Source organism: Streptomyces sp. KR55, from assembly GCF_052245645.1.
In the GTDB taxonomy this organism is placed as follows: domain Bacteria; phylum Actinomycetota; class Actinomycetes; order Streptomycetales; family Streptomycetaceae; genus Streptomyces; species Streptomyces flavusporus.
In genome coordinates this window covers 1-25,899 of the sequence record NZ_JBQQCE010000090.1, presented here as the reverse complement: position 1 = coordinate 25,899, position 25,899 = coordinate 1, and the positions used below count along the sequence as shown (strand labels likewise).

The following is a 25,899-nucleotide window of genomic DNA, read 5'->3' as shown; positions in this document are numbered from 1 at the left end:
CCGAACGCTTCGTCGGGATCGTCGTGTTGCGCTCGATCAGCTTGGTCATGATGCCGCCCTTGGTCTCGATGCCGAGGGACAGCGGGGTCACGTCCAGCAGCAGGACGTCCTTGACCTCGCCCTTGAGCACACCGGCCTGCAGGGCGGCGCCCACCGCCACGACCTCGTCGGGGTTGACGCCCTTGTGCGGGTCCTTGCCGGTCAGCTCCCGCACCAGATCGGTCACCGCCGGCATCCTCGTCGAGCCGCCGACCAGGATGACGTGGTCGATGTCGGACACCTTGATCCCGGCGTCCTTGATCGCGTTGTGGAACGGTGTCTTGCACCGCTCCAGCAGGTCCGCGGTCAGCTGCTGGAACTGGGCGCGGGTCAGCTTCTCGTCCAGGTGCAGCGGCCCTTCGGCGGAGGCCGTGATGTAGGGCAGGTTGACCGTGGTCTCGGAGGACGACGACAGCTCGATCTTCGCTCGCTCGGCGGCCTCGCGCAGCCGCTGCACGGCCATCTTGTCCTTGGACAGGTCGACGCCGTAGTTGTTCTTGAACTGCTTGACCAGGTGGTCGACGATCCGCTGGTCCCAGTCGTCACCGCCCAGGTGCGTATCGCCGTTCGTGGCCTTGACCTCGACGACTCCCTCACCGATCTCCAGCAACGACACATCGAAGGTGCCGCCGCCGAGGTCGAAGACGAGGACGGTCTGGTCGTTCTCCTTGTCGAGGCCGTAGGCGAGGGCCGCGGCCGTGGGCTCGTTGATGATCCGCAGCACCTTCAGCCCGGCGATCTCCCCGGCCTCCTTGGTCGCGGTGCGCTGGGAGTCGTTGAAGTACGCCGGAACCGTGATGACCGCATCCGTGACGTCCTCTCCCAGGTACGCCTCCGCATCCCGCTTGAGCTTCTGCAGTACCCGCGCGGAGATCTCCTGCGCCCTGTACTGCTTGCCGTCGATGCTCCCCGTCTCCGGGAACCGCCACTGCGCATCCCCCATGTGACGCTTGACGGAGCGCACGGTGCGTTCCACGTTGGTGACGGCCTGCCGCTTGGCCACCTCGCCGACCAGCACTTCGCCGTTCTTGGCGAAGGCGACCACGGACGGGGTGGTCCGTGCTCCTTCCGCGTTGGTGATGACGGTGGGCTCTCCGCCCTCCAGCACGCAGACCACCGAGTTCGTCGTGCCGAGGTCGATTCCCACTGCACGTGTCATGGGTCCTCTCCTCCATCTGCGTCCCACACCGAGGGCAGATGCCGGCGCCTGGTGAAACGGGGCCGCCCGGGGCCGTCCGGCGATCGGCCACCGGAGCGTTGCGCCGCCTCGCCCGGCGTCGCCACCTGCGGATTTGGAGTAAACCCCACTAACAGTCTGGATAAAGTCCGCATCTTGAGTTGTCAAGAAGCACCAGTTCCTGCCTCCTTGGGTGCTTTCGTGACGGATGGCAGGCGGGTCGGGGAAGGGATTGCGGTGCGGCTGCATCCCCAAGGCCTGCGCTGCGCGCTCCGGCACCCGAGCCGCCGGCAGAAGAGACGGGAGGCGTTCAGGCCCACGACACACCGGGTATCCCAATTCGGGGCAAATAGGAAGAGATTGCTCTGGAGGTGACGAACGATGACTCTGCCTGTGCGACGCGGCACGGGGAGTCGGCTGGCCGAACGGCGCTTCCCTGGTTGGGCCGGGGATCCGCTCGCCGAGTTCGACGACCTCTTCAGCCGTATCGGCAACCTTCTGGAAACCACGGTCGGCGGTGGCCTGGCGCCGACCGCCGGGGCGTGGGCTCCGATGGCTGATCTCTCCGAGACCGACGACGCCTACCTCATCGAGGTCGATCTTCCCGGCGTCAAGCGGGACGACATCGACATCGAGATGGGCGAACGCGAACTCGCCATCAGCGGCGAGTTCAAGGAGCGCGAACGCGCCGGCGTCCTGCGTCGCGGCACCCGCCGGACGGGCCGGTTCGAGTTCCGGACGCTGCTGCCGGGCGAGGTCAACGCCGAAGGCGTCAGCGCCACCCTGGCAGACGGGGTGCTGACCGTGAACGTCCCCAAGGTCGAAGCGGCCAAGCCACGTCACATCGAGATCACCAGCGGGGAGTGAGGCATCCCCCCCCGCACATGCGCCCCGGTCCCCGGGCATGCACCCGGTGCCCGGAGACCGGGCGCGAGGGCAGGACGGTGAGCGCGAAGGCTGCGCAGCGGCGTCGCCGGCACGCGCGCCCGCCTGGTGCGCCGGTCACCCGGACGGGTCAGGACCCAGCCCCCCATTGACGTCCGGCCCATGAGCCTGTCACCTGCCGAAAGCGGGCGGCCCCCACTCAGGACGGTGGTGGCCGCCGGGCGATCTTCAGCCCCTTCCCACACCCTGATCACGGGGCCTGGCTCCACGCCAGGCATCCGTCCGGCGGACAGGGACTCACCCTGCTGTCCCACAAACCAAGGGAGTACGGCAATGACAGTGATGACGGACGCGCTCATCCCGGCGCTGGAAGACGTCCGGGAGGCCCACGCCGCAGTCATCGACCGGTTCCGCGCCGACATGGCCGTCACCCCCGCCGGCCCGTACCGCCAGACCCTGCAGCGCCACGTCGCCGGTACCGAGGACCGCCTGGCCCGTATCGACGACCACGCCCGCGCGATCCGCCCGCGGACGTTGATGCGGGACACATCCGAGTTGGTCCGCAGCGTCTCCGACGGTGCGGTCCGCACAGCCAGAATCCCGCTGGAGATCGGCATGCTGATCGCGAGCGGTCCGCTGCGCTGGGGGCGTCAGGCCACCGAGCGTGAGCAGCTGAAGAAGGCGGAAGGCGAGTACGCCGCCGTTGCCCGGGCCCTGATGGCCTGCCGGGCCGCGGAGAGCATCGCCGTCCTCGCCGATGACGAGGAGGCCGTGGACCTTCTCGCCGCACTGCGCCGCCAGGACGAGCAGCTGCTGCAGACGCTGCAGGACACCGTCGACGAACAGGCCAGGGCCCTGGCTGCCGCAACCGCGAACGGCACCCGGCCGGACGAGGACAACGGCGGCACCACCGCGGCGGCTGCACAGCTCGTGCGTACCGTCGTAGCCCGGATCCGCGAGGCCACCCGGACGGGCGGGCAGCAGACCCACCGAACGGCCGCCGGGACGGCCGGGGAGATGCCGAGCGTGCCGCGGCTCGCCGAGCACGTGCAAGGCGCCGTCACCCGGGAGGAAGACCTCCCGATCGCCGGCTACGGCCGGCTGTCCGCCACAGCCATCACCCAGCGGCTGCGCGATCTCTCTCAGAGCGACCTGACGGTCGTCGAGGGCTTTGAGCGCGCCCACGCCAACCGGCCAACGGTGCTGCAGGCCATCGAGGAGCTGCGCGGAACGCAGCCCTGGCCGGACTACGACGCCATGCGCTCCGACCGGATCACGACGTCCCCGGCCCTCGATCCTTACGGGCCGGCCGACAGCCGCACGGGCGCCGAACTCGGCGAGCAGTTCCTGCGCTCCCGGCACGGCGGCTGACCCAGCCCGGTAACACAACACGGACGGCTGCCGGCCGACCAGCACCTGTACGCGACACCGGGCTGCCGCGCCCGGCGTCGTATGCCGCACGCCGCTCGGGATCGCCCAGTGTGTCGTAGGCGGCGAGGACGTCGGCGAGGCGATCCGCTGCTGCCGGATTCTCCGGCCGGGCGTCCGGATGGAGCGACCGCACCAGCCTGCGACAGGCGGAGGTGATCTCCCCGGCGGACGCATCACGTGGGACGTCGAGGACCGCGTAGTGGTCGCGCCGCGGCCGCTGCCCGGGCCTTGGCCAAGGCCGCTCCGATGTCGCCTACGTGGGCCTTGGAGGACACTGGGATGTCCAAGGCACTGTGGTGAGTGAGAGCTGATCATTATGCGTGCGTCGCATGTCATCGGCCGCAGTGGCCCGGCTCATGGGCCCCTGGCGCGGGAGCGGGTTCACGTTCTGGTCGATCAGCAGGGCTTGGTGACCGGGTGGAGCCCGGCGGCCGAAAGGCTGCTCGGCTACCCGAAGGATGCGGTACTGGGGCGCTCGGCAGTGGACCTGCTCGTCGGGATGGCTGCCGCTGGGCGTCCGCCGGCCCGTGACGAGGACCTCGCCATCGTGCTGCGGCGCCGCGACGGCGGCTTGCTGACGTGCCGATTGGCCGTCCGGCCCGAGCGCGTGGGTGATGCGGGCACGGGCTGGGAGGTGATGCTTGTGCCTGCCGAACCGGACGGGACAGCGGAGCTCGATCGGGCGCTTCTCGAGACGCTCTTCACCCTCTCTCCCACGGGCCTGTTCCTCCTCGACCCTCAGCTGCGCCTTGTCCGGTTCAATCCCGCGGCCGAGGGCATGCAGGGCACCTCGGTCGAGGAAGCTGTCGGCCGGCGCCCGACGGAGGTGTGGCCCGGCTTCGGCGTGGAGATGGTGGAGCGGGTCATGGAACAGGTGCTCGCCACAGGCCAGCCGGTGATCGGCGTCGAGAAGCGGGTCCATCCCCCGGGCGATCCACGGCACGAGCACGTCTACTCCGCTTCCGTTTTCCGTCTGGAGGACGCCCAGGGCCGGATCCTGGGCGTAGCGGACGCCACTGTCGATGTCACCGACCGCCACCTGGCCCACGAGCGGCTGTCCGTGCTCGCTCGGGCCAGCACCCGGATCGGGTCCACGCTCGACGCTTTGGACACAGCCCGGGGCCTGGTGGAGGTGTCGGTGCCTGTGCCGGCCGACAGTGTCGCGGTCGATGTGTTGGAGGCGGTGCTTGCGGGCGAGGACCTGGATGCGGGGCCCGTGGGACACGATGCTGTGCTGCGCCGGGCGGCTTCCCGTTCCCGGGATGACGAGTCCCGGGGGACGGCTGCGGACGGCGATGTCGCGGTCCCACGTGCGGCCGCCATCGAGGCCCTGGCCGATCTCGAGCCGCGTCTGGTCGACCCGCTGTCCTCGCTGGGGCGGCAGATCGTGCAGGGTTTGAGGACGCCCGGGCGAACCGGCGAAGAAGTCCACTCGCTGATCGTCGCGCCGCTGGTCGCTCAGGACCGGGCCCTCGGGCTCGTGACGTTCTGCCGCTGGGGAGAACGCAGGCCCTTTGAGCGCGATGATCTGACCCTCGCCGCGCAACTCGCCCGGTGCGCGGCCGAGTGCCTGGACAACGCCCGCCGGCACCTGCGCGAGCACCACTCCCTGGTCGCGTTGCAGCACATCCTGCGCCCGGGCGGGCTTCCGCCACAGCAGGCGCTGGAGGTGGCGCACGCGTACGTATCAGCGGGATCCGGTGGCGACTGGGTCGACGCCATACCGCTCTCCGGGGCCCGGGTGGCCCTCGTGGCGGGCCGCGCGCCGGGTCGCGGCATAGAGTCTGCCGCCACGGCAGGACGGCTTCGGGCGGCGGTGCACACCCTGTCGGACCTGGACCTGGAACCGGATGAACTGCTCGCCCGGCTCGATGACATGGTGCGCCGGACGGGCGGGGCGAACGGCTTCACGGGGAGCGACGACCAGCCATCTTCCGTACAGGACACGGAAACGTCTGCTCACGGGCCGGAGTGCGGCGCCACGTGCCTCTACCTGATCTACGATCCCCTGTCCCGGCGCTGCTCGGTATCCACCGCCGGTCATCCCTGGCCCGTGGTCGTGCGCCCGGACGGCACCGTAGGGACTGTGGACGGTCCGGCCGCCGACGCGTTGTGCTGCCCCGGCTCGCCGTTCGGCAAGGAGGACTTCGAACTTCCCGAGAACTCGACGCTCGTCCTGTACACCCCAGGGCTCCTCCAGCGGGCACAGCAGCCGGACGACCCGGGCGGCCAAGAGCGCCTGACCGCCCTGCTCGCCCGTTCTCCCGGCTCTGTGCAGGCGACATGCAGAACGCTGACCGACGCACTCGTCCCGGCTCGGCCCCACGATGATGCCGCCGTCCTGGTCGCCCGCACACATGCGCTGGACCCGGCCCACGTCGCGTTGTGGGACCTCCCGAGCGATCCGGCCACGGTCTCCACAGCCCGCTCCCTCGCCACCCGGCAGCTCACCACATGGGACATGAGCGACGCCGCATTCACCACCGAACTGATCGTCAGTGAGCTCGTCACCAACGCGATCCGGCACGGCAAGCCGCCCGTGACACTTCGACTCGTTCGCAGCCATGTCCTGACCTGCGAGGTGTCCGACGGCAGCAGCACCTCTCCGCGGCTGCGACACGCCCGCACCACTGACGAGGGCGGCCGCGGGCTGCTCCTCGTCGCACGGTGCTCCGACCGGTGGGGGACCCGCTACACGGACGACGGCAAGATCGTTTGGGTTGAGCAGAACACAGAATGAGCGGGCGGAGGCCTCCCGCTGATCCACTGCTCCTGGGCGTGGCACCCCGACCGGCTCGACCCGGCAGTTGTCCCCGGCCGTCGAGCCGACTGCTGCCGAACTCGCCGCGCTCCTGCGCCGGGCATGAATGCAGGGCGGGCAACTCCGCCATGGCTCGTAGCCGCAGCAGCACGGGGCGGTGAACTGGGCGCGCGGCGGCGCCGTTCGGCGTGTCACCGTCGTTGATGCGCTTCCTGCTGACCCAAGGCAGCCGGAAGGCCCCGCTCGAGCGCCATATGGCGGCGCCCCCAGGCCGGGCCGGAGTGCGCGGCTCTGTCCAGCAGCCTGCCGCCAGCGACCGCACCACCGATGTCTTCGCGCGCCCGTACAGGTCCCGCGGCCTGCCCTGCCCCCGCGGCGGCAGGGCAGGCCAGCCCTCGGTGGTGCACACCTGGCTGGGACTGGCGTCAGGGGGCGAGGGTCTCCCCGAAGCGGGCGTCGGCCAAGGGGGCGCTGAGTGTGGCGCCGTTGAAGGACCACGATCCGTTGGCGGTGGGGCCGCTGCTGGTGCCGGGGAAGACCCAGGCCGCGCCGTCGTTGGTGTCTTCGCCGGGCGCGGAGGCGATCAGCTCGGCCTTGCCGTCCTGGTCGGCGTCGATGATCCGGAGGGCGCCGCCGAACCGGTCGTGGTTCTCGTTGTCACCAGGGACGGACGGCGTGCTCTGGCTGATGCTGGACAGGCCTCTCGGGGTGAGCCCATGGGTGGTACCACGCAGCACCCACACCGTACCCGGGTCGGTGAGGCTGCTGATGTCGTTGGCCGGGGCGCCGATTGCAGCGTCGGCGTAGCCATCGCCGTTGACGTCGCCCACGGTGACGGCACCGCCGAAGCGGTCACCGGTCTTGTCGTCGCCGGACGCGCCGATGGTGGTCTGGGTCCAGTGCTGAGTGGCATCCGGACCGCTCGGGCCGCCGGGCCCGCCGAGGAAGACGTCGACGGTGCCGCCGTCGACCAGTACCTCGTTGAGGTCGTCTCTGTCGGCGGGGGAGCCGAAGACGAGGTCGGTGTAGCCGTCGTTGTTGATGTCCCCGGAGGCGCCGACGGGGCCGCCGCGCAGTCCGTGGCCGTACTTCAGCCCATCGGGGCCGCCGGGAAGGTAACTGGCCGCGCCGAACGTCTCGACGGGGTGGATCGTTTCGTAGGTGGTGAGCGTGCCGAGCAGGACCAGGTCGTCGGCGCCACTGTTGTTGTAGTCGCCCGAGGTGAGGCCGGTGGGTGTGAAGTCCTCGTGCCACCTCCAGCCCATGAGGGCGGCCTCAGACGTGTGCCCGCCACCGTCCGTGGCCTGGAAGCCGTATGTCCGCAGGGCCGACTTGGTCAGGAGCGCCAGCTCGGTGCGCGAGCCCTTGAAGCGGCCGGTGGCCAGGCCCATCCCGAAGCGGCCGCCCGCCGTGGGGGCACTGTCCTGCAGCCAGAGAGCGCCGGTGGCCTGCAGCCCGCTCGCGGAGCCCCACAGCACGACCGCCGCCCCCGCGTCGGTGGTGGTGCCGATGTCCCTGCCCGGCATGCCGATGACGAGATCGGCGTAGCCGTTGCCGTCCAGGTCTCCGGAGGCGGTGGTCTGTCCGAAGCCGTCGTCGGTCTGGGCGAGACCCGGTATGCCGGGGGTGCTCATGCTGACCGTCGCCCGATGGGAAGAGGACAGGCCGCTCGCGGACCCGTACAGCACGGCGACGTAGCCCGCGCCCTTCTGGGCGCTGACGGTGCCGCCGGGAGCGGAGACGACGAGGTCGGGATAGCCGTCGCCGTTGAAGTCGTCGTGGGCCGCCTGAACGGCCGTGGAGGCGGCCGGCGCCGGAGAGGCCGTCGCGGTGATCGTGGCGCCGATCGTGAGTAACACGGTCGCCGCGGCCGGCCCGGACATCCGGCGCGTTCGGTTTCTGGAGGTTCTGGTGGTGGGACGCGTACTGGGCACGTCGTGGCTCCTGAGATCTCGGCATGGCCGGTCGGGCACGGAGTCGCGGGGTACGGCGAAGGCCCGCTCCCCGCCGCGTGATGTTGGACCGGGGATCGGGCACGAGGGTTGTGCCACAGCGCGCCAGAGGTTGCGGAACCTACTTTGGACCGCCTTGCCGAACTTGCAGACGGGGGCGGGCGCTCGAGTTCGCCATCGGAAACTGCTGCGTGGCCGTCCCGCTCACGCAGCGAGGAGTGTCAGTCATCGGCATCGAGATGTCGCAGCCGGTGATCGACCATGCGCACGAAGGAGGATCTCCTGGCTGATGGAGCGGTTCAGGCCGGACTTCTGCGTGACGTTCCTCCCCGGGTTCTCCCTGGCGCTCTTGACCATGTGCGGGATGTCCAGTTGTTCCGACCACGATCACGCCGTAGGCGCAGGCGAGTTCGGTGGTGGTCCGGTGCTGCCAGTCGCTCGCCCTGCGCTTGGCTCTCGCACGAAGGCTTGCGATCTGGTCGTAGGTCCGCTTCAGCCGGTTGGAGGCCTTATGCCCCGGCTTGCGGTGTGCGGCCCGCCGCTCCAGCGGGAGCAGCTTCGCCTTCTCGTCGGCGTTCAGCCACTTGTCACGGTCGGCCGTGCCGGCCGGAAGGCGGGCGGGCCGGCTGTGGTCCTGGTGGTTGCCGTCGGACAAGGCGAGGGGGATGGTGATTCCCGCGTCGATGCCGATCTCGGGCCCGGTCTGCGGCTCGGGCGCGGGTTGGAGGGTCTGGATGCGGAAGGCGATGTGCCAGCCGCGGGGTCCTTGACCAGCCGGGCGCCGGTGATCTTGTCGTGGGCGCCTGCGTTCTTGCCGATGGGGAGGTCTTTGGTCCAACGGAAGCGGACGCGTCCGGCCTTGGGGATGTAGACCATCCCCCAGCGGCGGTGAACGTGTTTGGTCTGCAGGTCGCGGCCCTGGGGGATGTCCACGCTCTGAGAGGGCATTTGATGTAGGCGAATTGCCGTTTATTTCCTAGTAGGTTCCTCGCCAAGCGCATAACGGACGAGGCGACACCCGCCTGGCGAGGAACTTACTAGGAGATAAAGGGAAATCCACCTAGATCAAACGCCCTCTCAGGACGCACTCAAGAAGGTAGGGCGGCGTGAAGACGTGCTGCAGGGCGTCAGGCCGCTGGACATGTCCCCCGGTGGCGACGAAGACGGCGGCATCCCGCTGCCCGTCGACCACAAGGGTCCAATCAGGGGCTGCATCAGACTGGCGAAGGAGCACATGCGGCAACTGCTGCTCACACTCGACGCCGGACAGCTCCCGGTAGTCGTCATGGGCGACGCCGAGTCGCCGAGTCGCTGAGCCGGTGAGGCGGCTGGCCCCAGGCGAGGAACCTGTGGTCGCTGTAGGTTCCCTGGCGCGGGTGCCGCACTGGGTATTGGCTTCGCCACCACCATGTCGTTTCACCCAGTATGGGTCTCACGCAGGGGAGCGCCCACGGTTCGCCCTTCGCTCCCGGTTCCGTGAAACGCTCCTGGAGGTGGCTTGTGCTCCTCCAAACGCGCACAGCACTGATCCAGCTCGCTTTCGGCTCCCGCGTGAGCTGGATCAGTCCCTGTTCGTGCCAACGGCTGTGCCCTACAAGCCGATCCTCACTGTGGGTCAGGCGGTGATGGCCCGGGGCTCGAGGTAGGACTCAAGTCCGTAAGTGTGGTGGTGGCGCCCGATGCCGGACTGCTTCGTACCACCGAAGGGGGCCCCGGGGTCGCCGAAGATCCGGTTGACGAGTACGGTCCCTGCCTCGAGTTGTTCGGCCACCTGGCGAGCCCGCTTGGGGTCACTCGAGAAGACGTGCGCCTGGAGACCGAAGGGGCTGTCGTTGGCGATGGCGACCGCTTCGTCGTCGTCCTGGTAGGAGATGACGACGAGCACGGGACCGAAGATCTCTTCGCGTGCGATGCGCATGTCGTTGGTGACGCCCGTGAAGACGGTGGGCTGGACGAACCAGCCCTCCCCCAGGCCTTCCGGCCTGCCTTCGCCTCCGGCCAGGAGGCGCGCGCCTTCCTCCTGGCCGAGCCGGATGTAGTTCTGGACGCGGTCGAACTGAGCCTGGCTGACCACGGGGCCCACACCTGTCGCCGGGTCTGTCGGGTCGCCCGCCGCGAAGGCGGGCATCGCGGACTCGATGGTCGCGAGGACCTCGTCCAGCTTGCTCTGCGGCGCGAGGATCCGGGTTCCGGCGAAGCAGGTCTGGCCGTTGTTGAGGAATCCGGAGGTGAGGGCGGCACCGACGGCGGCGGGGATGTCGGCGTCGTCGAGCAGGATGGTCGGGCTCTTGCCGCCGAGTTCGAGCGTGAGGCGCTTGAAGGTGTCGGCGGCGTTGCGCATGATGCGCTGCCCGACCCCCGTCGAGCCGGTGAAGTCGACCTTGGCGACGTCCGGGTGTGAGGTGAGGGTGTCACCGACGCTCGCGCCTCGGCCCGTGACGACGTTGACCACGCCGGGCGGCAGGTCCGCGGCGTCGAATGCCTCCATCATGACCTGCGTTTGCAGCGCGCTGAGTTCGCTGGGCTTGACGACGACGGTGCAGCCGGCGGCAAGGGCGCTGGCGACCTTCTGCGCCACGAAGACGGCGCTGAGGTTCCACGGTGTGATCGCCACCGCGACACCGAGCGGTTCCATGGAGACCGTGGTGGTGCCGCGGGTCTGCTGGAACTCGTAGGACTCAAGGAGTTCGGCGGCTTCGTCGAACATTTTGGGTGCCAAGGGGAGCAGACCCTCGATGATGCCGCGCACGGCGCCGTACTCCTCGGTCATCGCCGCCTTGAGGTCGTCGAGCCGGTCGGCGAATGAGGTGCTCAGCCGCTTGAGCAGGGCGATGCGTTCGAGCTTGGTGGTCCTGGAGAAGCCGGCCAGGGACCGCTTGGCGGCGGCGACCGCCGCGCGGGCATCGGTCTCGTCGGCAAGCCGTACCTCGCCGACGACCTGCTCGGTCGCGGGGTTGTGAAGCGGGGCGATCTCGGTCCCGTGAGGGGTGACGAAGTGCCCGTCGATGTAGACCTGATGGATCTTGCGCACGGCTGTGTCCATTCCACTCGTGTGCCGTAACGGCGTGCTCCGCCTGCCGGCGGCCGCAGGGCGGGCGGGCGCCTATGGCACCCGCGAGCAATACTTGATGCGCCACATAAATTGTGTCCCACTAATAGTCTGACTGGCAACCTATGTGTTGATCAACACAGTCTTTGGTACACTTCTCGCATGTCCACGGCTACGAACTCGTCCCAGCAGCAGGAACCCGTCGGTCACCAGCGAGGAACGAACTTCGGCTGGTCGCTCGGGATGGTCCTGCGCCGCTGGCACGAGTACGTCGAGGTGGCACTCCAGGATTTGCCGCATGCCAGCCGCGGATACCACATCCTGGCCGTGGTCGTGCACGAGGAGGTGCCTACGCAAGGTGCGCTGGCCACACGTCTCGTGATCGACCGCAGCGTGATGACCTACCTCATCGACGATCTCGAGTCCGCCGGCCTGATCGAGCGGCAACGCGATCCGCGTGATCGCCGTGCGCGGCGCATCGTGGCCACTGAACTGGGTCGGCAGGCGCTGGCCGCTGCCGAGGAGCGGGTCGCTCACGCTGAGGACCAGGTACTCCGCGGGCTGCCGGAGGAGCAGCGAGACATGTTCCGCGCCGCGGTTGAGCGCGCCGCGGAGCACATCGTCGCGGCCACGCCCGAGACGGACCCGTGTCTTGCGGTGAGCAGGGTGTTCCCTCAGCCGGAGGGGACGCCCGGCCCCTGAGGGCCGTGATGTCGCCCCGCGCCTCGCCGCTTCGCAGGACTGTCCGCCCCCTATAGGGCTTCAGCGCAGGGCATGCGCTCCGTGCTTCGGAACAGGGATGAGGGAAGCGATCAGCAGAGCGGCGACTCCTGCGACCGCCAGGACCGCGAACCCGTAGGCGTATCCGCTTTCGGTCGGCAGGCCGTCGGCGGGCGTGTGCGCACTCAGAATGCCGCTCATCACCGCCACGCCGACCGACCCCCCGATGGTGCGGACGTTGGCCGTCACACCGTTGGCCACGCCGGTCTGGTCCGGGCGGACGGCGGCGACGATGACGTTCGACATCGTCGAGAAGGCGATACCGAGGGACACTCCCATCAGCGCCAGGGCAGCGGCGATGTGCCAGCGCCGGTCGTGCTCGACCGCGAGTGCGACCACCGCTACGACGTTCAGCGCCGAGGCCGTCACGAGTACATGGCGCGCCCCCAACCTTTTGACCAGCCGGGCCGAGGCGAGCCCGGCGAAGAACATCGTCACAGTCATCGGCAGGAGCAGCAGGCCGGCCTGGGTGACGCTCGCACCGAAGCCGTAGCCGGCCTGCGGGGGCGTCTGCACGAAGACGGGCAGGAAAGCCATCACGGCGAACAGGCTGACACCGAAGAGCAAGGAGACTAGGTTCGTCGTCCACACCGCGGTGCTGCGCATCATCCGCATGTCGACCAGCGGACGGTCCGAGCGCTTCTCCACGACGACCCACCACGTGGCGAGTGCCACGGCGGCCAGGAGGGGCGCGATCACCGCGGGCGACGTCCAGCCCCATCGGGACGCCTGGGCCAACGGAACGAGCAGTGCTACCAGCCAGCCGGCCATCAACGTGGTGGCGAGCCAGCTGACGGGAGTGGGGTTCCGCGCGGGCGAGGGCGGTATGACGACGCGGGCCGCCACAGCGGCCGCGACAATCAGCGCGGCTGGGATCCAGAACAGCGAGCGGATGCCGAAGGCGTCGGTCAGCGGTCCCGCCACGACGACGCCCACCCCACCGCCCACCGCGGCCAGGGCTGCGGCGACACCGATGGCACCCGGTGTCTTCTCCTGCGGCAGCTCGTCGCGGATGATGCCGAAGGTCAGCGGGAGTACGCCACCGCCCACGCCCTGCACCACCCGTCCGACGAGCATGAGGGAGATGTCGGGTGCCGCTGCGGAGATGGCCGAGCCCGCGGCCAGTGCGAGAAGCGAGGCGACCAGGACGCGATCCTTGCCGTAGCGGTCGCCCAGACGGCCGACCACGGGTGTGCACACGGAGGCAGAGAGCAGAAAGGCGGTCATCACCCAGGCGATCAGATTCTGCGTCGTGTCGAGGTCCTTCTGCAACGCGGGCAGTACCGGGTTGATCAACGACTGCAGCAGAGCGAACGCGAAGACGGCGAGGAGAAGGACCAGCAAGGTCGTTCGGGTGGAGAAGGCACGGGAGGCCGACAGTGAAGGCATGGGTCACCTAAGGGCGCACAGGGGCGCAGCGAGAGGTCACCGGCCAGCCGGGAAGTGTGCGCGTGACGTCTCCGGCCGGCCGGTGAGTGTGTGGGAATCCGGGAAAAGGGAGGTGCGAACCCGCGTGGCAACGGGCGAGCCGGGCGGCGTGAGCACTGCCCGCGATGCGGTGACGCACGCCGTCCCGGGGGGAGCGCGTCTGACCGTCAGCTGACCGGACCGGCGAAGCGCAGGACCGGCTTGACGACGTCACCGCGGGCGGCGTCGGCGAACGCGGTGTTGATGTCCTCGAAGTCGTAGAAGCGCACCAGGCGGTCGACCGGGAAGCGGCCGGACTGGAACAGCTCGACAAGCTGAGGGATGAACCGCTGCGGGACGGCGTCGCCCTGGACGATTCCCGCGACGCTCTTTCCGAGGGCGAGCTCGGCGGCGGGTGCTGCCGCTTCCGGCGACCCGCCCGCGACGAGCCCGACCTGCCCCATCGACGCGAGGGACGCGACCGCGTGGCCGAGCATCTCCGGACGGCCCGTGGTGTCGAGAACGAAGTCGACACCCCTGGGCGCGATCTCCCTGATGGCCGCGGTCACATCGCCCTGACGGGCGTCGATGGTGTGGGTCGCGCCCAACTCCTCGGCCAGCGCCAGACGTTCGGCCTGGACGTCGACGGCTATGATCTTCGCCGCGCAGGCCACCCGGGCCGCCATCAGGGCACCGAATCCGACGGCGCCGACGCCCAGCACGGCGATGCTCGCCCCGGCCGGGAGCGCGAACGAGTTCATCACGGCCCCGGCACCCGTCTGCAGACCGCAACCGAGCGGGGCCAGCAGCTCCAGCGGCGCGTCCTTGGGCACCTTGACGGTGTTCGAGACGCTCGTCAGGGCATGCGTCGCGAACGACGACTGCCCGAAGAAGTGCGCGTTGATCTCACGTTCCGCGATCTCGCCGTCCGCGGTGCGGCTGCGGCGGACCCCTCGGCTGCCGTCGAGCCGGGCGCCGGAGAAGTTGGCTGTGAAGGCCTGGTCGCAGTAGGCCGGGTGACCCCCGAGGCACGGTTCGCACCGCCCACACGACTGGAACGACAGAACGACGTGGTCACCGGGCTGCAGGGCCTCGACCGACTTGCCGACCTTCTCGACGACGCCGGCGCCCTCGTGTCCGAGCACGTAGGGGAGGCCGACCGGTATGCGCTGGTGCCAGGCGTGGGCGTCGGTCTGGCAGATGCCTGTGGCCACGAGCCTCACCAAGACTTCGTCGTCCTTCGGTTCGTCGAGCTCAAGCTCCTCGATCACCAGCGGCTGGCTCTGGCCCTCGGCCACTGCTGCCCGGATGCGCATGACGGGTCCTTAAGTGTTGGGTGAGCGTCGTGTTGGCAACGCAATCATTGAAGTACTTAAACAATGTGCGGTAAAGAACATCTTGTCAAACAAATGTGTTCCCAACCACATGTTCTGCGCCCGACTCCGTCCATGAGCGGACACGTAGCGTGAGAGGTGCAGCTAGAAGGCCTCTTGAGAGCCCGGTGCGCGATGGTCGCCTCGATGATCTAGGCGAATCATTGAGATTGACAGATGTTTTGTCGCGCAACATGATTGCCGGGCAAACGTTCCGCGGAGGCATTGAAGCCCTCGGTGCGGCAGTAGCTCGCCGCCAAGAAGGCTGCCTCTCCTCATCCGGTCCGCGCCGATGACGCACCTGCCGGACCCGGGGGTCTCCGCCCGGTCACAGACAAGGACGACCATGGCTAGCAAGTACGGCGACTTCTACTCGACGAAGTGGGGCTTCCCGAAGGCTCTGGCTTCCGAGCACGTGCCGTCTCCGAAGCAGTTCATGCCGGAATACCTCAACGACCCGTCCTTCTATGAGAAGGGCTACCACGTGGAGAACGTGGGCGACGGCGGCAACTTCTACTGGGTCACGAGCCCGTCCGGCTATGACGGAGGCTTCGTCGTCACAGGCAGCGGCGTCATCGTGATCGACGCCCCGCCCGGACTCGGCGAGAACATCCAGTCAGCGGTCCGCTCCGTCACCAGGGAGCCGATCACGCACCTGATCTACAGCCACTGGCACTCCGACCACATCGGGGCCGCTTCCCAGTTCGGGCCCGAGGTCAAGATCATCGCGCACGACATCACGCGCGAGTTGCTGACCCGCTTCCCCGACAAGTACCGCCCGCTGCCCACCGAGACCTTCCACACGGACGCCGAGCTTGAGGTCGGCGGCGTCAAGCTGGAGCTGTCGTACAAGGGTGCCGACCACTGCCCGGGCAACATCTACATCTACGGCCCCGAGCAGAAGGTCCTCACCAAGATCGACATCGTGAGCCCCGGCTCCGTGACCTTCATGCACTGCGACGTCTCGGAGAACATCAGCGGCTTCTACCAGGCCCACGATGACATCCTCTCCTACGACTTCAAGGCCCTCATCGGCGGTCACATCTCCCGCTGGGGAACCCGCGAGGACGTCGAGATCGTGCGCGAGTACTGGCACGACGTGCTGAACTACTCCCAGGAGGCCCTCCGGGAGATGAGCAACAATGAGGCCCTGCTGGGCTTCATCGAGGGGCTGGGCCGTGAGCACCAGCTCGTCGGCGGCGAGAACTGGATCAACTCGATCGCGAACTACGTGACCGAGAAGACCCTCACCAAGACGACCTCCAACGGCCAGACCTGGCCTGAGCGGCTCGCCGGCGCCACCGTCAACACCAAGTACCACGCCTGGACCGTCGCGGAGACCTCCCGCACCGAGCGGACCCACTTCGGTTACCAGAAGGAAGGCAACGGCGGTCCCTTCTACATCGCCTGAGCCGTAACACCATCGCGCGGTACGGCCGTCCTCGCGGACGGCCGTACCCCCGAGCGCGGGGTGCAACGGACCCGGGGGCCTCGTGCCGCCGACGCCGATTTCCGGCAGGGCCGCATGCCCTTGACCACGTCGTCGTGTCGAGCCATCGAAGCTCCGCGCCGGGCGGCCCATGGTCCTGGAGCCCTGCCCGCCGGCTCAGCCCACCGAGGGAACTCTTTGGGCTATTAAATTATTGACATAGTATATTGTTGAGCCTTGAAGCAGTATGGGGCTCGTGTCAGGCATTGGATAGACATGGAACTGGGAATCACCTTCGATCCGGCGGTGTCCGACGGCGTCAACGGCGGCTGGGTCGAACTCGCCAGGCTGGCCGAAGAACGTGGTCTCGCGCTGGTCGTCGTCGACGCCTCCGGCGTGACCGAGCGTGCATCGGGCACGCCAGATCGGACAGTCGGCGTGGATCCCTGGACTGCTGCCTGCTGGCTCGTGGGAAGGACGGACCGCATCAGCCTCGGTGTGGTGCTCCCGGACGTGGCCAGGCCCTCCCAACGGGATGCCGCGGTGCCCTATCAAACCGTCGTGACCAAGGCCGCGGAGAGCCTGGAACTCCTGGCGCCAGGCCGCGTCATCACCGACCCCACCGCGTGGGTGACCGCCTCGGCGAACGTTTCGGCCGACGAACTGGCAGCACTGGCCGAAGGTGGCCTGCCAGTGGTCGTCCCGGTCGCCTCGGCGCGGGACGTCGAGCGGCTCGCGGACCTCATGAGCACCGCACCCGGTGTTGCCCGCCCGCTCCTCTCCATAGCCGCACGGGCCCGACGCAGCCCGGGTATCGACTATGACGCGATACCGGAGTCCCTGACCCGCCACGCCGTCGAGCCGGGAGATCCCAGCTATCGCGGTGTCTCGTCCAACTATCTGCGCGGCGGCGCGCCCGGACTGGTGCTGCGTCCGGGAACCCCGGATGAGGTCGCGGACGCCTTGGGCTTCGCGCGGCGCCACACCCATCTGCCACTCGGCATACGCAGCGCCGGCCACGGCGTGAGCGGCCGCTCAACCAACCATGGCGGCCTCGTCGTCGACGTAGGCCGGATGAACGGCATCGAGGTGCTGAACCACGCGGAGCGCCGGGTGCGCATCGGCCCGGGAGCGACCTGGAAGCAGGTCTCCGCCGTCCTGCACCCGCACGGCTGGGCTCTCGGCTCCGGCGACTACGGCGGTGTCGGCGTCGGCGGACTGGCGACCGCGGGCGGCATCGGACTGCTCGGCCGTGCACACGGTCTCACCATCGACCACCTGCGCGCCGTCGAGATGGTACTCGCCGACGGAAGCCACATCCGGGCCAGCGCCACGGAGCACCCCGACTTGTTCTGGGCGGTGCGCGGAGCCGGCGCGAACTTCGGCGTCGGTACGGCATTCGAGTTCCAGGTGGATGAGGTCGGACAAGTCGGCCACGCCCAGCTGGGGATCGTCACCACGGACATCGCCCAGGCAATGACCGACTTCGGCAGGATCGCATCCGAAGCGCCCCGTGACACCACGGTCTTCTTCATCACCGGACGTCCCCGGCAGGGCCACTGGAACATCCAGCTCCTCGGCGTCGTCGACAACCCCGATCCCGACGTCATCGTGGAGCGGCTGACGCCCTTCGCCCAGATCGGAATGCTCCACCAGCAACAGGTCGTCGTCACCCCGTACGCCGGCGTCATGGGATCCGCCGCCGATGTCGGCCCCGCGGGCCACCATGGTGTGGGTGAACCGGTATCCCGCTCCGCATTCCTGCCCAAGTTCACACCCGAATTCGCCCGCGACGCCGCGAACCTCCTGCGTACCGGGCAGGTGCACTTCTTCGAGCTCCGCGCCATGGGCGGGGCCATCGCCGACGTCCCTGCCGACGAGATGGCCTTCCCACACCGGGCATCTGCCTTCCAGGTGACTGCCATGGGCGCGGACCACGACAGCCTCAACCAGGCCTGGGACCCGCTGCGCCAGCACTTCGACGGCCTCTACCTCAGCTTCGAGACCGACCCCCGGCCCGAGCGTCTCCACGATGCTTTCCCACCCGTTGTCCTGAACCGGCTGCGGGAGGTCAAGCGCCGTTACGACCCGGACAACCTGTTCCGCGACAACTTCAACATCGCCCCCCACCCGGACCTGCGGGCCACCTCGGCTGACGCACGCGAAATTTGAGGAGCTCCCCGTGAGCGATTACGGACATGACCTGCTCTTCGGCTCGTTCATCACTCCGTCCGCCGGCGCGGCCCAGCAGGCCGTCGACCTGGCGGTCACCGCCGACCGTGCGGGCCTTGACCTGGTCAGCTTTCAGGACCACCCCTACCAAGCCTCGTTCCTGGATACCTCCACCCTCCTCGCCTACGTGGCCGCCCGCACCGAGAACGTCCACATCAGCGCGAACGTCACCAGTTTGCCCCTGCGCCCGCCCGCTGTCCTGGCGCGCGCAGCGGCCTCGTTGGACCTCCTCTCCGGCGGACGCTTCGAACTGGGCATCGGTGCTGGTGCCTTCTGGGACGGCATTGAGGCCATGGGAGGACGCCGCCTCACGGCCGGACAGGGCGTCGAAGCCCTGCGCGAGGGGATCGCCATCATCCGCGACCTGTGGGACACCGACACCCGCGGCGGGGTCCGCCACCACGGTCAGTACTACGAGATCGACGGGGCCAGGCGCGGCCCCCGGCCTGCACACGACATCGCTGTGTGGGTCGGTGCCTACAAGCCCAAAATGCTCGCCCTGACCGGCGCTGTCGGTGACGGCTGGTTGCCCTCCATCGAGTACTTGCCGCGGGGAGCGGACTCGCTGCCAGAGATGAACGCCCGCATCGACGAGGCAGCCGAGTCGGCAGGGCGATCCCCGTCGGCCGTGCGCCGTTTGATGAACTTCATGCAAGTCCAGTTCTCCTCCACCTCACGCGGCTTGCTCAACGGCCCTGCTGAGGCATGGCCGGAGCAGATCGCCGGTCTCGCACTCAACCACGGGGTCAGTGCGTTCATCATTGGTGGTGACGACGCAGCGACGATCCAGCGTTTCGGTGCCGAAGTCGCCCCGGCCGCCCGCGAACTCGTGGCACAGGAGAGAAGCCGCTGACAGCGCAAGCCACCTCACGGAGTTCGGCACGCCAGCGCTGCTGGCAGCTGATCATCTTCCCGCTCTGCCTCCGACTCGGCCTGGCTGTGATTCGGTGTGCACTCCGAAGGGCGACAGAGGGCCTCAAATGTGTTGGGCGTCAGAACATCTTGCATCTCGCATATCCTGTTCACTAATCTGGACCTGCCAGCCGATCAGCGCCAACGCGGGAGCCCCAGCCGAGGTGGTCAGCCGCCTGAACGACAACATTCGTCTCCGTTGACGCGGAGTCGTCGAAGTTCAGTACGTTCTGCCGCAACCACACGGCGAAGTTAGGGAGGCGCCCGATGCGCTATGCACCGGATGACGGTTGTGGGATGGAACGGGACCCATGCGAAGGCATCAAGGAACTGTCAGAACTCCTGGGTAAGCGCTGGAGCGGTCTGATCCTGGCAGCACTGATGCAGAAGCCGTCCTTCTTCAACGAGTTGCTCCGCTCCGTCGCCGGCATCAGTGCACGGCTCCTGTCAGACCGGTTGGCCGAGCTTTCCGCTCATGGTCTCGTAGCACGGGACGTGATCAAAGGCCATCCCGTACGCGTCTCGTACCGACTCACCGAAGCAGGCACTGCCCTCGGGCCGGCATTCGCGATGCTCAGACAATGGGGCGTGGAGCACCTCGCTGATAATGCATCCTCCGCGCCCGGAACCCGTCCAGAATGAGTTCCTTCCTAAGCCCATTGTGGGACCCTGCGGTCGAGAACTCCGCGCCCTGCCTCGGGGCGGTAAGCGCGTGGAGTACGTCATTTTCGGGTGAGGCTGAGTCAGGGCTTCTGATCGCGGTGCTCGGTCGGTTACTGCTTCCTGGCGAAGTTGCCGGTGTCGATCTCGGTCAGGATGTCGAGTTTGACCAGACGTTTCAGCTTGGCGCGGGTGCCTTCGATGTTCTTCGGCAGCAGTTCGTGGTCGAGGGCTTGGCAGACGTCGCGGGCCCTCAGCGGGCCGGTGGCCTCGTTGAAGACGGCGAGGATGCGGGGGTAGTCCGGGTGCTCGGGAAGGTCCGGCGAAGCAGTGTGGGCCGGGAGTCGGTCCGCGAGGGCGGTGACGGTCTTCCGGGTGATCGCCAGGTGCTCGAGGTGGGTCTCGGCCTCCCGTAGCCGGCCCTGCAGTTCGTCGATCTGCGTGCGGAGGCCGTCGGCCAGGGCCCGGGCGGCGTCCTCCTGGAGGTCGAGCGCGTCGAGCAGAGGCTTGATGTTCATGCCTTCACCGCTTCCGCATCGCGCCAGGTGGGGGTGTTCGCGCCGGTCAGGCGGCGGACCATGACGTGGGTCATCGCCCAGTAGACGCGCGAGGCGGAGGAGGACAGGCGGTGCTCGTAGTCGCGGACCAGGCGCCGGTGCAGTATCAAGATGCCGTAGGTCTGCTCGACCCTCCACCGCTTCGGCTGTGGGACGAACCCTGTCTCCTGCGGGTTTCGTTCGACGATCTCGACGTCGATGCCCAGGCCGCTGCCGTGCGCGACGACCTGGTCCTTGAAGCCCTGGTCGACCAGGGCCTTCTCGACGGTTTCTCCGGTGTGCTCGGCGACCTGGTTCAGCAGGGCGATGCCCGCGACGTTGTCGTGCGCGCTTGCGGCGAGGATAGTGACGGCGATGACCAGCCCGAGCACATCGACGGCCAGGCCCCGCTTGCGGCCAGGGACCTTCTTCGCCGGATCCCGGCCGGTAGTGCCGGCGGGAACCCCGGCGGCCACGTGGGCACTCTGCGTGTCCAGGACCACCAGGGTCGGGTCCTCTAATCGGCGGGCCTTCTCCCGGACCTGGCAGCGCAGGAGTTCATGGATGACCTGGTCGGTTCCGTCGTCCCGCCAGATGGCGAAGTAGTAGTACGTCGCACTCTTCGGCGGCAGGTCGTGCGGGAGGTAGGCCCACTGGCAGCCGGTCCTGCCTTGGTACAGGATCGCGTTCACGATCTCCCGCATCGCGTAGGCGCCCTGGTGACCGCTGACCGAGCGGTGTCGGGCCTTCCATGCGGTGATCACCGGCTCGATCAGTGACCACTGCTCATCCGATAAGTCACTCGGGTACGGCGTGCGTTCACTCACCCCGCTACCCCAGCAAACCAGCGGCCGCGGGCCGGTAGCTTCCGCCCGCACCCACACCATCAGGCGACGACAGAAAGGCTCATAGGCTCACGAACCGCCCTCTGGGTGGGCATTTAGTAATGGTCTATGTCGGTAAGTAACTTTCATGGCCGTCAGGCTTGAGGTGTTTGCCCTATACGCGCGCCCTCGCGTCTATCGAGCTGCGAACTTGGCCGCCCGTTTGCTCCGGTTCTCGTGCACGAAGTCCGTCTCATCCGAAAATTGACCATGCGGCAGGCGTGCGTCGTCGGCCCACGGGCGGAGTGCCAGCGGGCGGAAAGGTGCCCTGGCTATGCCGCGGCTTCGAGGGTGACCTTGTATCCGAGGGCTTCAAGCTGGCGGAGGTGGTTGCGCTTTCGGCGCTCGGGGTCGATACGGGCGTCGTAGAAGTCGGAGCCGAGGTCACGGAATTCGGTGTCCGGGTCGGACAGCAGGTGCCAGATCACCACCAGCAGCGAGCGGCCTACCGCGACCAGGGCTTTCTTCTTGCCGCGGCGACGGGCGATGCGCCGGTAGCGTTCGCCCAGGAAGGTGTCGGTCTTGCCGGCGGCGCTGGCGCAGTTGCCCAGGATCCGGGCCAGGTAGGCGTTTCCGTGTCCGGTGCTGCCCCGGCCCTTCTTCTTCCCGGCGGATTCCTTGACGCCGGGGGCGAACTTCGCCCAGGAGGCGAGGTGGGCGGCGGTGGGGAAGCGGGACATGTCGAGCCCGATCTCGGCGATGATCACATGGGCGGAGACCGGATTGATGCCGGGGATCTGGCTCAGCCGCGCGATTGCCTCGGCATACGGGGCGACCTCGGTGCTGATCCGGGTGTCCAGCGCTGCGATGTCGGCGTCGATGGCATCGACTCGGGCCAGCATCTGCGAGAGCAGGAAGGCGTGGTGGTCGGTGAAGTGACCGGTGAACGCCTCTTCCAGCGCCACGAGTTTGGCGCGCAGTCGGCGGCGTGCGTACTGGGCCAGGACCTTGGGGTCGCGTTCACCGGCGATCAGCGCGGCCAGCATGTCGCGGCCGGAGGAGCCGAAGATGTCAGTGGCCACTGCGCTGACCTTGATCTGCGCGTCCTCCAGCAGCTTCTCCACGCGCTGCTTCTCGCTGGTGCGTGCGGTCACCAGGTCGGTGCGGTAGCGGGTCAGGTCCCGCAGCGCGCGGATTTCGCGGGGTGGGACGAAGCTGGGGCGGATCATCTGCCGCTCGGCCACCTTGGCGAGCCAGACCGCATCCAGCTTGTCGGTCTTGGGCCTGCCCGGCAGGTGCTTGACGTCCCGGGCGTTGACCAGCCAGACCTCGAACCCCGCGGCCTCCAGGATGTAGAACGCCGGCCGCCAGTAGTCGGAGGTGGCTTCCATGACTACTCGGGTCACGCCCAGGCATCGCAGGTGGTCCGACAGCTCCAGCAGGGACCGGGTCATCGTCGGCCAGGTGCCGACTTCCTGCAGGCGCCGCCCCGGTGTTCCCTCCCGAGGGACGCGGGTGCAGCACACCGCCTCGGCCTTCCCGATGTCCAGGGCCGCCACCCGTTCGATGATTTCCTCGGTGTCGTGGGTCTCCGCGAGCATCTCCGCCTCCTCAACTCCCCGGTGGCTGCTGCCTGTGGGAGCCAAAGGGCTGCTGGGGAAATCTCATCCGCGTGCTCGAGGCCACACTGAAGGCGCCCGTTGGCTGGCTCCCCGTGCCCGGCTGGTTTACGACCTCGAAGATCACAGACGAAACGGCCTCAACAGGCAGCAACCACGCCAATTTTCAGCACGGAACGGGCGTCACCGCAGGTGATCCGACGGGCTGGTTTGAAAAGGACCCAGAAACGCCCGATGGGCAGCGGAACGGAGCCCTCCGACGCGTCCATGATCACGCTGTGCCGTGAGTCAGCGGAAGCCGTATCCGAGCGACCTGTCCGACGCCCGATGGGCCTTGATCGAGCCGACGTTGACGGCCTGGAGAAACGCTCGGCTCGACCGCAGACCAACCGGGCAGCCGGCCAAGGTCGACCTGCGCGACGTATTCAACGCACTCCTCTACATCAATCGCACCGGAATCCCCTGGAAGTACCTCCCGCACGACTTCCCCAACCACGGCACTGTCTACGCCTATTACGCCGCCTGGTGCGACGAGGGAATCCTCACCCAGCTCAACTACGACCTGACCGGCCTGGCCCGCGTGAAGGAAGGGCGCAAGCCCGAACCGACCGCTTCCGTGATTGACACCCAGAGTGTGAAGACCTCCACCAATGTGCCCCTGACCAGCCAGGGAACCGACGCCGCCAAGAAGATCGTCGGGAGGAAACGGGGCATCCTCACCGACACGATCGGACTCATCCTCGCCGTGACCGTCACCGCCGCAAGCCTGTCCGAGAACGCCGTCGGAATCCAACTCCTCGACCAGGCCAAGCAGACCTACCCGACCATCTCCAAGAGCTGGGTCGACACCGGCTTCAAGAACGCCGTCATCGAGCACGGCGCCAGCCTCGGAATCGACGTCGAAGTCGTCAACAGAAACCCAGGAGTTCGCGGCTTCCACGTTGTCAAAAGGCGCTGGGTTGTCGAACGAAGTATTGGTTGGATCATGCTGCACCGGCGCCTCGCCCGAGACTACGAGACCCTGCCCGCCAGCTCCGAAGCCATGATCCACATCGCCTCGATCGACAACCTCACCAAGCGCATAACGGACGAGGCGACACCCACCTGGCGAGGAACTTACTAGGAGATAAAGGGCAATCCACCTAGATCAAACGCCCTCTGAGGAGTTTGTCGGAGAGGACACGGCCGCCCGCTTATGGGGCCGGGCGGCCGGAACAGGGGTCAGACAGGTGTGCCGGCGCTGCCTGGATCATTGGGATGAGACTGCAACTCCGTGATGGCTGCGGTCATCCAGGGCCACAACGGCAGCGTGCCAAGCACCTTCTGCTGAAGCTCCGCCTCGTCGTCGGCGCGCCACACGCCGATGCTGCGCAGTTCCCCAACCGGGCGCCACAGACGCATCAGGTGTCCGCCGGCCGCCAGTTCCCTGGCGCGTACGGCCTCTGCGGCGCGGACCCGGTCGACCTCGGCCGGGTCGGTACCTTCCGGGACGGTCGTGGTGAGTTCGACGAGGAACTCCCGCATGTCTTTCTCCATTTCAGCGAAGGCGCCCAGAGCGCACGGAAACGAACGGGAACTGAGGGACATCAGATGGCGGCCCATCAGGGGTGCACCGCAGCGGTGTCATGTCACCTTGTCGGCGCGGTCCCGGTAGGTCTCGAGGACGCGCAGCCAGACCTCACTGATCGTCGGGAACGCGGGGACGGACGGCGTGCCACAGCCGATCCACGCGCACCTCACTGGTGATCACGACGGTCGCCGAGTACAGGAGTTCCTGAGTGTTCGGGACCGACGAAGGACACACCGACGACAGTGCCGCGATCGATGTCGATCAGCAGGCGTGCCTTGCCGCGGTAGCCGTCGGCATACTGGGCCGCGCCGGCGACGCGGCCGATGTCGTAGTCCACGACGTCGACCTGACGCCCGGTGCGCTCCGCCTCCTGCGTCGTCAGCTCCACGCTGGTCACCTCGGGTTCTGAGAAGACCATCTGAGGCACAGCGACGCTGTCGGCCGTCGAAGCGTGCGCGCTCCATCGGCTGTCGTCGAGCGGCTCATCTTTGGCGCGCGCTCCGATCACGGCACCCGCGATACGCGCCTGGTACTTGCCCTGGTGCGTCATCAACGCCCGCTTGTTGACGTCGCCGACCGCATAGAGCCACCCGTCAGCGACACCCGTCACCCGGTACGAATCGTCCACGGTCAGCCAGTCCCCAGGGGTCAGGCCGACGGTCTCCAGGCCGATGGCCGCAGTGTGCGGCGAGCGACCGGTTGCGAGCAGGATTTCGTCCGCGACCAGTGAGTTCCCGTCAGCCAGAGTGACCCGTACGGGACTCTCTGTGCCATCCTCCCGGGCAACGCCGGTCACCGAAGCGTCGAAGCGCAAGTCCACACCGGCGACGCGCAGGACGTCTTTTCGGGACTGCGGCGCGCGGCCGGCCGGGTGGGACCTCAGTCCTGGGCGGCGACCCGGGAGACGTGGTACTGACGGATCTTCCAGCCGCTGTCGTCGCGCCGCAGGACGAGCGACATGTGCACCTTCGCCTCCCATCCCGCCAAGTCACTGAACGTGACGTCCGCGAAGCCGCCGGCGACCTGCTCATCGATGGTGTAGGTGTGGAGGATCGTGACATCGGCGCGTCGATCCTCTGCGACTGCCTCGTAGTACGTGCGTACGGCATCGCGACCCGCGACGACTGCCGGCCCGAACCGTTCCTAAAGACTGAGCATGAGTTGCACATGCTCAGCCGCGTGCCTCGAACGGTGTTGGGCACACTGGTCCCCCGCGTTCGCTCCGCATCCGGCGCCATCGGATCGTGTCCGTGGTCCGGGAAT

The 25,899-nt window shown here is 68.0% G+C and carries 19 protein-coding genes and 4 pseudogenes; 10 read left to right on the top strand and 13 right to left on the bottom strand.

Features of this window, described 5'->3' with window-relative positions; translation table 11 throughout:
* On the bottom strand, positions 1–1,198 hold a 1,198-nt coding region (gene dnaK, locus ACTWQJ_RS15770), incomplete at its 3' end, for a molecular chaperone DnaK (protein ID WP_443307264.1).
* A gap of 399 nt (positions 1,199–1,597) precedes the next feature.
* Between dnaK and ACTWQJ_RS15765 the strand changes: the two genes are divergently transcribed.
* Together ACTWQJ_RS15765 and ACTWQJ_RS15760 are read left to right on the top strand one after the other, a co-directional pair.
* A complete protein-coding gene (locus ACTWQJ_RS15765) occupies positions 1,598–2,083 on the top strand; it encodes an Hsp20/alpha crystallin family protein (RefSeq protein ID WP_443307263.1) in 486 nt (161 codons plus the stop codon).
* Between the two features lie 351 nt (positions 2,084–2,434).
* Complete coding sequence (locus ACTWQJ_RS15760; RefSeq protein ID WP_443307262.1) at positions 2,435–3,472, top strand: hypothetical protein; 1,038 nt, start codon at positions 2,435–2,437, stop codon at positions 3,470–3,472.
* On the opposite strand, the pseudogene ACTWQJ_RS15755 reads toward ACTWQJ_RS15760, so the two are convergent.
* Positions 3,375–3,725 (bottom strand): annotated as a pseudogene (locus tag ACTWQJ_RS15755) (J domain-containing protein); the annotation flags it as partial. The gene ACTWQJ_RS15760 and the pseudogene ACTWQJ_RS15755 overlap by 98 nt on opposite strands.
* 123 nt (positions 3,726–3,848) lie before the next feature.
* On the opposite strand from ACTWQJ_RS15755, the gene ACTWQJ_RS15750 reads away from it, so the two are divergent.
* The gene (locus ACTWQJ_RS15750; RefSeq protein ID WP_443307261.1) at positions 3,849–6,272 is read left to right on the top strand and encodes a SpoIIE family protein phosphatase; all 2,424 of its coding nucleotides are present in this window, start codon (positions 3,849–3,851) and stop codon (positions 6,270–6,272) included.
* Between the two features lie 446 nt (positions 6,273–6,718).
* Here ACTWQJ_RS15750 and ACTWQJ_RS15745 read toward each other — a convergent pair whose 3' ends face one another.
* Together ACTWQJ_RS15745 and ACTWQJ_RS15740 are read right to left on the bottom strand one after the other, a co-directional pair.
* The gene (locus ACTWQJ_RS15745; protein WP_443307260.1) at positions 6,719–8,176 is read right to left on the bottom strand and encodes a hypothetical protein; all 1,458 of its coding nucleotides are present in this window, start codon (positions 8,174–8,176) and stop codon (positions 6,719–6,721) included.
* Between the two features lie 348 nt (positions 8,177–8,524).
* Positions 8,525–9,193: pseudogene (locus ACTWQJ_RS15740) on the bottom strand (transposase); the annotation flags it as partial.
* A 166-nt stretch (positions 9,194–9,359) separates the two neighbouring features.
* On the opposite strand from ACTWQJ_RS15740, the gene ACTWQJ_RS15735 reads away from it, so the two are divergent.
* Positions 9,360–9,560 (top strand): hypothetical protein, encoded by a 201-nt coding sequence (locus ACTWQJ_RS15735; RefSeq protein WP_443307259.1) that lies wholly within the window; start codon positions 9,360–9,362, stop codon positions 9,558–9,560.
* A 300-nt stretch (positions 9,561–9,860) separates the two neighbouring features.
* Here ACTWQJ_RS15735 and ACTWQJ_RS15730 read toward each other — a convergent pair whose 3' ends face one another.
* Positions 9,861–11,276 carry an aldehyde dehydrogenase family protein gene (locus tag ACTWQJ_RS15730; RefSeq protein WP_443307258.1) on the bottom strand — a complete coding sequence of 472 codons (1,416 nt, stop codon included), beginning with the start codon at positions 11,274–11,276 and terminating at the stop codon, positions 9,861–9,863.
* A 180-nt stretch (positions 11,277–11,456) separates the two neighbouring features.
* On the opposite strand from ACTWQJ_RS15730, the gene ACTWQJ_RS15725 reads away from it, so the two are divergent.
* A complete protein-coding gene (locus ACTWQJ_RS15725) occupies positions 11,457–11,996 on the top strand; it encodes a MarR family winged helix-turn-helix transcriptional regulator (protein WP_443307257.1) in 540 nt (179 codons plus the stop codon).
* Positions 11,997–12,056: 60 nt separating this feature from the next.
* Here ACTWQJ_RS15725 and ACTWQJ_RS15720 read toward each other — a convergent pair whose 3' ends face one another.
* The gene (locus tag ACTWQJ_RS15720) at positions 12,057–13,463 is read right to left on the bottom strand and encodes an MFS transporter (protein ID WP_443307256.1); all 1,407 of its coding nucleotides are present in this window, start codon (positions 13,461–13,463) and stop codon (positions 12,057–12,059) included.
* A 206-nt stretch (positions 13,464–13,669) separates the two neighbouring features.
* Positions 13,670–14,797, bottom strand: a complete 1,128-nt coding sequence (locus ACTWQJ_RS15715; RefSeq protein ID WP_443307255.1) for an NAD(P)-dependent alcohol dehydrogenase — start codon at positions 14,795–14,797, stop codon at positions 13,670–13,672.
* 403 nt (positions 14,798–15,200) lie between these two features.
* Between ACTWQJ_RS15715 and ACTWQJ_RS15710 the strand changes: the two genes are divergently transcribed.
* From ACTWQJ_RS15710 to ACTWQJ_RS15695, 4 genes are all read left to right on the top strand, one after another.
* Positions 15,201–16,265 carry an MBL fold metallo-hydrolase gene (locus tag ACTWQJ_RS15710; RefSeq protein ID WP_443307254.1) on the top strand — a complete coding sequence of 355 codons (1,065 nt, stop codon included), beginning with the start codon at positions 15,201–15,203 and terminating at the stop codon, positions 16,263–16,265.
* 294 nt (positions 16,266–16,559) lie between these two features.
* A complete protein-coding gene (locus ACTWQJ_RS15705) occupies positions 16,560–18,455 on the top strand; it encodes an FAD-binding oxidoreductase (RefSeq protein ID WP_443307253.1) in 1,896 nt (631 codons plus the stop codon).
* Between the two features lie 10 nt (positions 18,456–18,465).
* Positions 18,466–19,368, top strand: coding sequence for an LLM class flavin-dependent oxidoreductase (locus ACTWQJ_RS15700; RefSeq protein ID WP_443307252.1), 903 nt, complete (start codon positions 18,466–18,468; stop codon positions 19,366–19,368).
* A gap of 326 nt (positions 19,369–19,694) precedes the next feature.
* Complete coding sequence (locus ACTWQJ_RS15695; RefSeq protein ID WP_443307251.1) at positions 19,695–20,069, top strand: winged helix-turn-helix transcriptional regulator; 375 nt, start codon at positions 19,695–19,697, stop codon at positions 20,067–20,069.
* 131 nt (positions 20,070–20,200) lie between these two features.
* On the opposite strand, the gene ACTWQJ_RS15690 is transcribed toward ACTWQJ_RS15695, so the two are convergent.
* From ACTWQJ_RS15690 to ACTWQJ_RS15680, 3 genes are all read right to left on the bottom strand, one after another.
* Positions 20,201–20,605 (bottom strand): hypothetical protein, encoded by a 405-nt coding sequence (locus ACTWQJ_RS15690; RefSeq protein WP_443307250.1) that lies wholly within the window; start codon positions 20,603–20,605, stop codon positions 20,201–20,203.
* The gene (locus ACTWQJ_RS15685; RefSeq protein ID WP_443307249.1) at positions 20,602–21,450 is read right to left on the bottom strand and encodes an IS5 family transposase; all 849 of its coding nucleotides are present in this window, start codon (positions 21,448–21,450) and stop codon (positions 20,602–20,604) included. The genes ACTWQJ_RS15690 and ACTWQJ_RS15685 overlap by 4 nt, the downstream gene beginning before the upstream one ends.
* Positions 21,451–21,779: 329 nt before the next feature.
* A complete protein-coding gene (locus ACTWQJ_RS15680; RefSeq protein ID WP_443307248.1) occupies positions 21,780–23,048 on the bottom strand; it encodes an IS110 family transposase in 1,269 nt (422 codons plus the stop codon).
* Between the two features lie 301 nt (positions 23,049–23,349).
* Here ACTWQJ_RS15680 and ACTWQJ_RS15675 point away from each other — a divergent pair, with 301 nt between their 5' ends.
* Complete coding sequence (locus ACTWQJ_RS15675) at positions 23,350–24,189, top strand: IS5 family transposase (RefSeq protein WP_443307247.1); 840 nt, start codon at positions 23,350–23,352, stop codon at positions 24,187–24,189.
* A gap of 98 nt (positions 24,190–24,287) precedes the next feature.
* On the opposite strand, the gene ACTWQJ_RS15670 is transcribed toward ACTWQJ_RS15675, so the two are convergent.
* From ACTWQJ_RS15670 to ACTWQJ_RS15660, 3 genes and pseudogenes are all read right to left on the bottom strand, one after another.
* The gene (locus ACTWQJ_RS15670) at positions 24,288–24,590 is read right to left on the bottom strand and encodes a muconolactone Delta-isomerase family protein (RefSeq protein WP_443307265.1); all 303 of its coding nucleotides are present in this window, start codon (positions 24,588–24,590) and stop codon (positions 24,288–24,290) included.
* Positions 24,591–24,689: 99 nt separating this feature from the next.
* Positions 24,690–25,477: pseudogene (locus ACTWQJ_RS15665) on the bottom strand (FAD-dependent oxidoreductase); the annotation flags it as partial.
* 38 nt (positions 25,478–25,515) lie between these two features.
* Positions 25,516–25,701, bottom strand: a pseudogene (locus ACTWQJ_RS15660) (nuclear transport factor 2 family protein); the annotation flags it as partial.
* Between the last annotated feature and the right edge of the window lie 198 nt (positions 25,702–25,899).

Coding starts and splice junctions, on each gene's coding strand:
- ACTWQJ_RS15715 (WP_443307255.1), bottom strand. CDS start 14,797: ATGCGCATCCGGGCAGCAGTGGCCGAGGGCCAGAGCCAGCCGCTGGTG.
- ACTWQJ_RS15690 (WP_443307250.1), bottom strand. CDS start 20,605: ATGAACATCAAGCCTCTGCTCGACGCGCTCGACCTCCAGGAGGACGCC.
- ACTWQJ_RS15720 (WP_443307256.1), bottom strand. CDS start 13,463: ATGCCTTCACTGTCGGCCTCCCGTGCCTTCTCCACCCGAACGACCTTG.
- ACTWQJ_RS15765 (WP_443307263.1), top strand. CDS start 1,598: ATGACTCTGCCTGTGCGACGCGGCACGGGGAGTCGGCTGGCCGAACGG.
- ACTWQJ_RS15705 (WP_443307253.1), top strand. CDS start 16,560: ATGGAACTGGGAATCACCTTCGATCCGGCGGTGTCCGACGGCGTCAAC.
- ACTWQJ_RS15745 (WP_443307260.1), bottom strand. CDS start 8,176: ATGTCCGGGCCGGCCGCGGCGACCGTGTTACTCACGATCGGCGCCACG.
- ACTWQJ_RS15670 (WP_443307265.1), bottom strand. CDS start 24,590: ATGCGGGAGTTCCTCGTCGAACTCACCACGACCGTCCCGGAAGGTACC.
- ACTWQJ_RS15695 (WP_443307251.1), top strand. CDS start 19,695: ATGCGCTATGCACCGGATGACGGTTGTGGGATGGAACGGGACCCATGC.
- ACTWQJ_RS15710 (WP_443307254.1), top strand. CDS start 15,201: ATGGCTAGCAAGTACGGCGACTTCTACTCGACGAAGTGGGGCTTCCCG.
- ACTWQJ_RS15680 (WP_443307248.1), bottom strand. CDS start 23,048: ATGCTCGCGGAGACCCACGACACCGAGGAAATCATCGAACGGGTGGCG.
- ACTWQJ_RS15750 (WP_443307261.1), top strand. CDS start 3,849: ATGCGTGCGTCGCATGTCATCGGCCGCAGTGGCCCGGCTCATGGGCCC.
- ACTWQJ_RS15725 (WP_443307257.1), top strand. CDS start 11,457: ATGTCCACGGCTACGAACTCGTCCCAGCAGCAGGAACCCGTCGGTCAC.
- ACTWQJ_RS15760 (WP_443307262.1), top strand. CDS start 2,435: ATGACAGTGATGACGGACGCGCTCATCCCGGCGCTGGAAGACGTCCGG.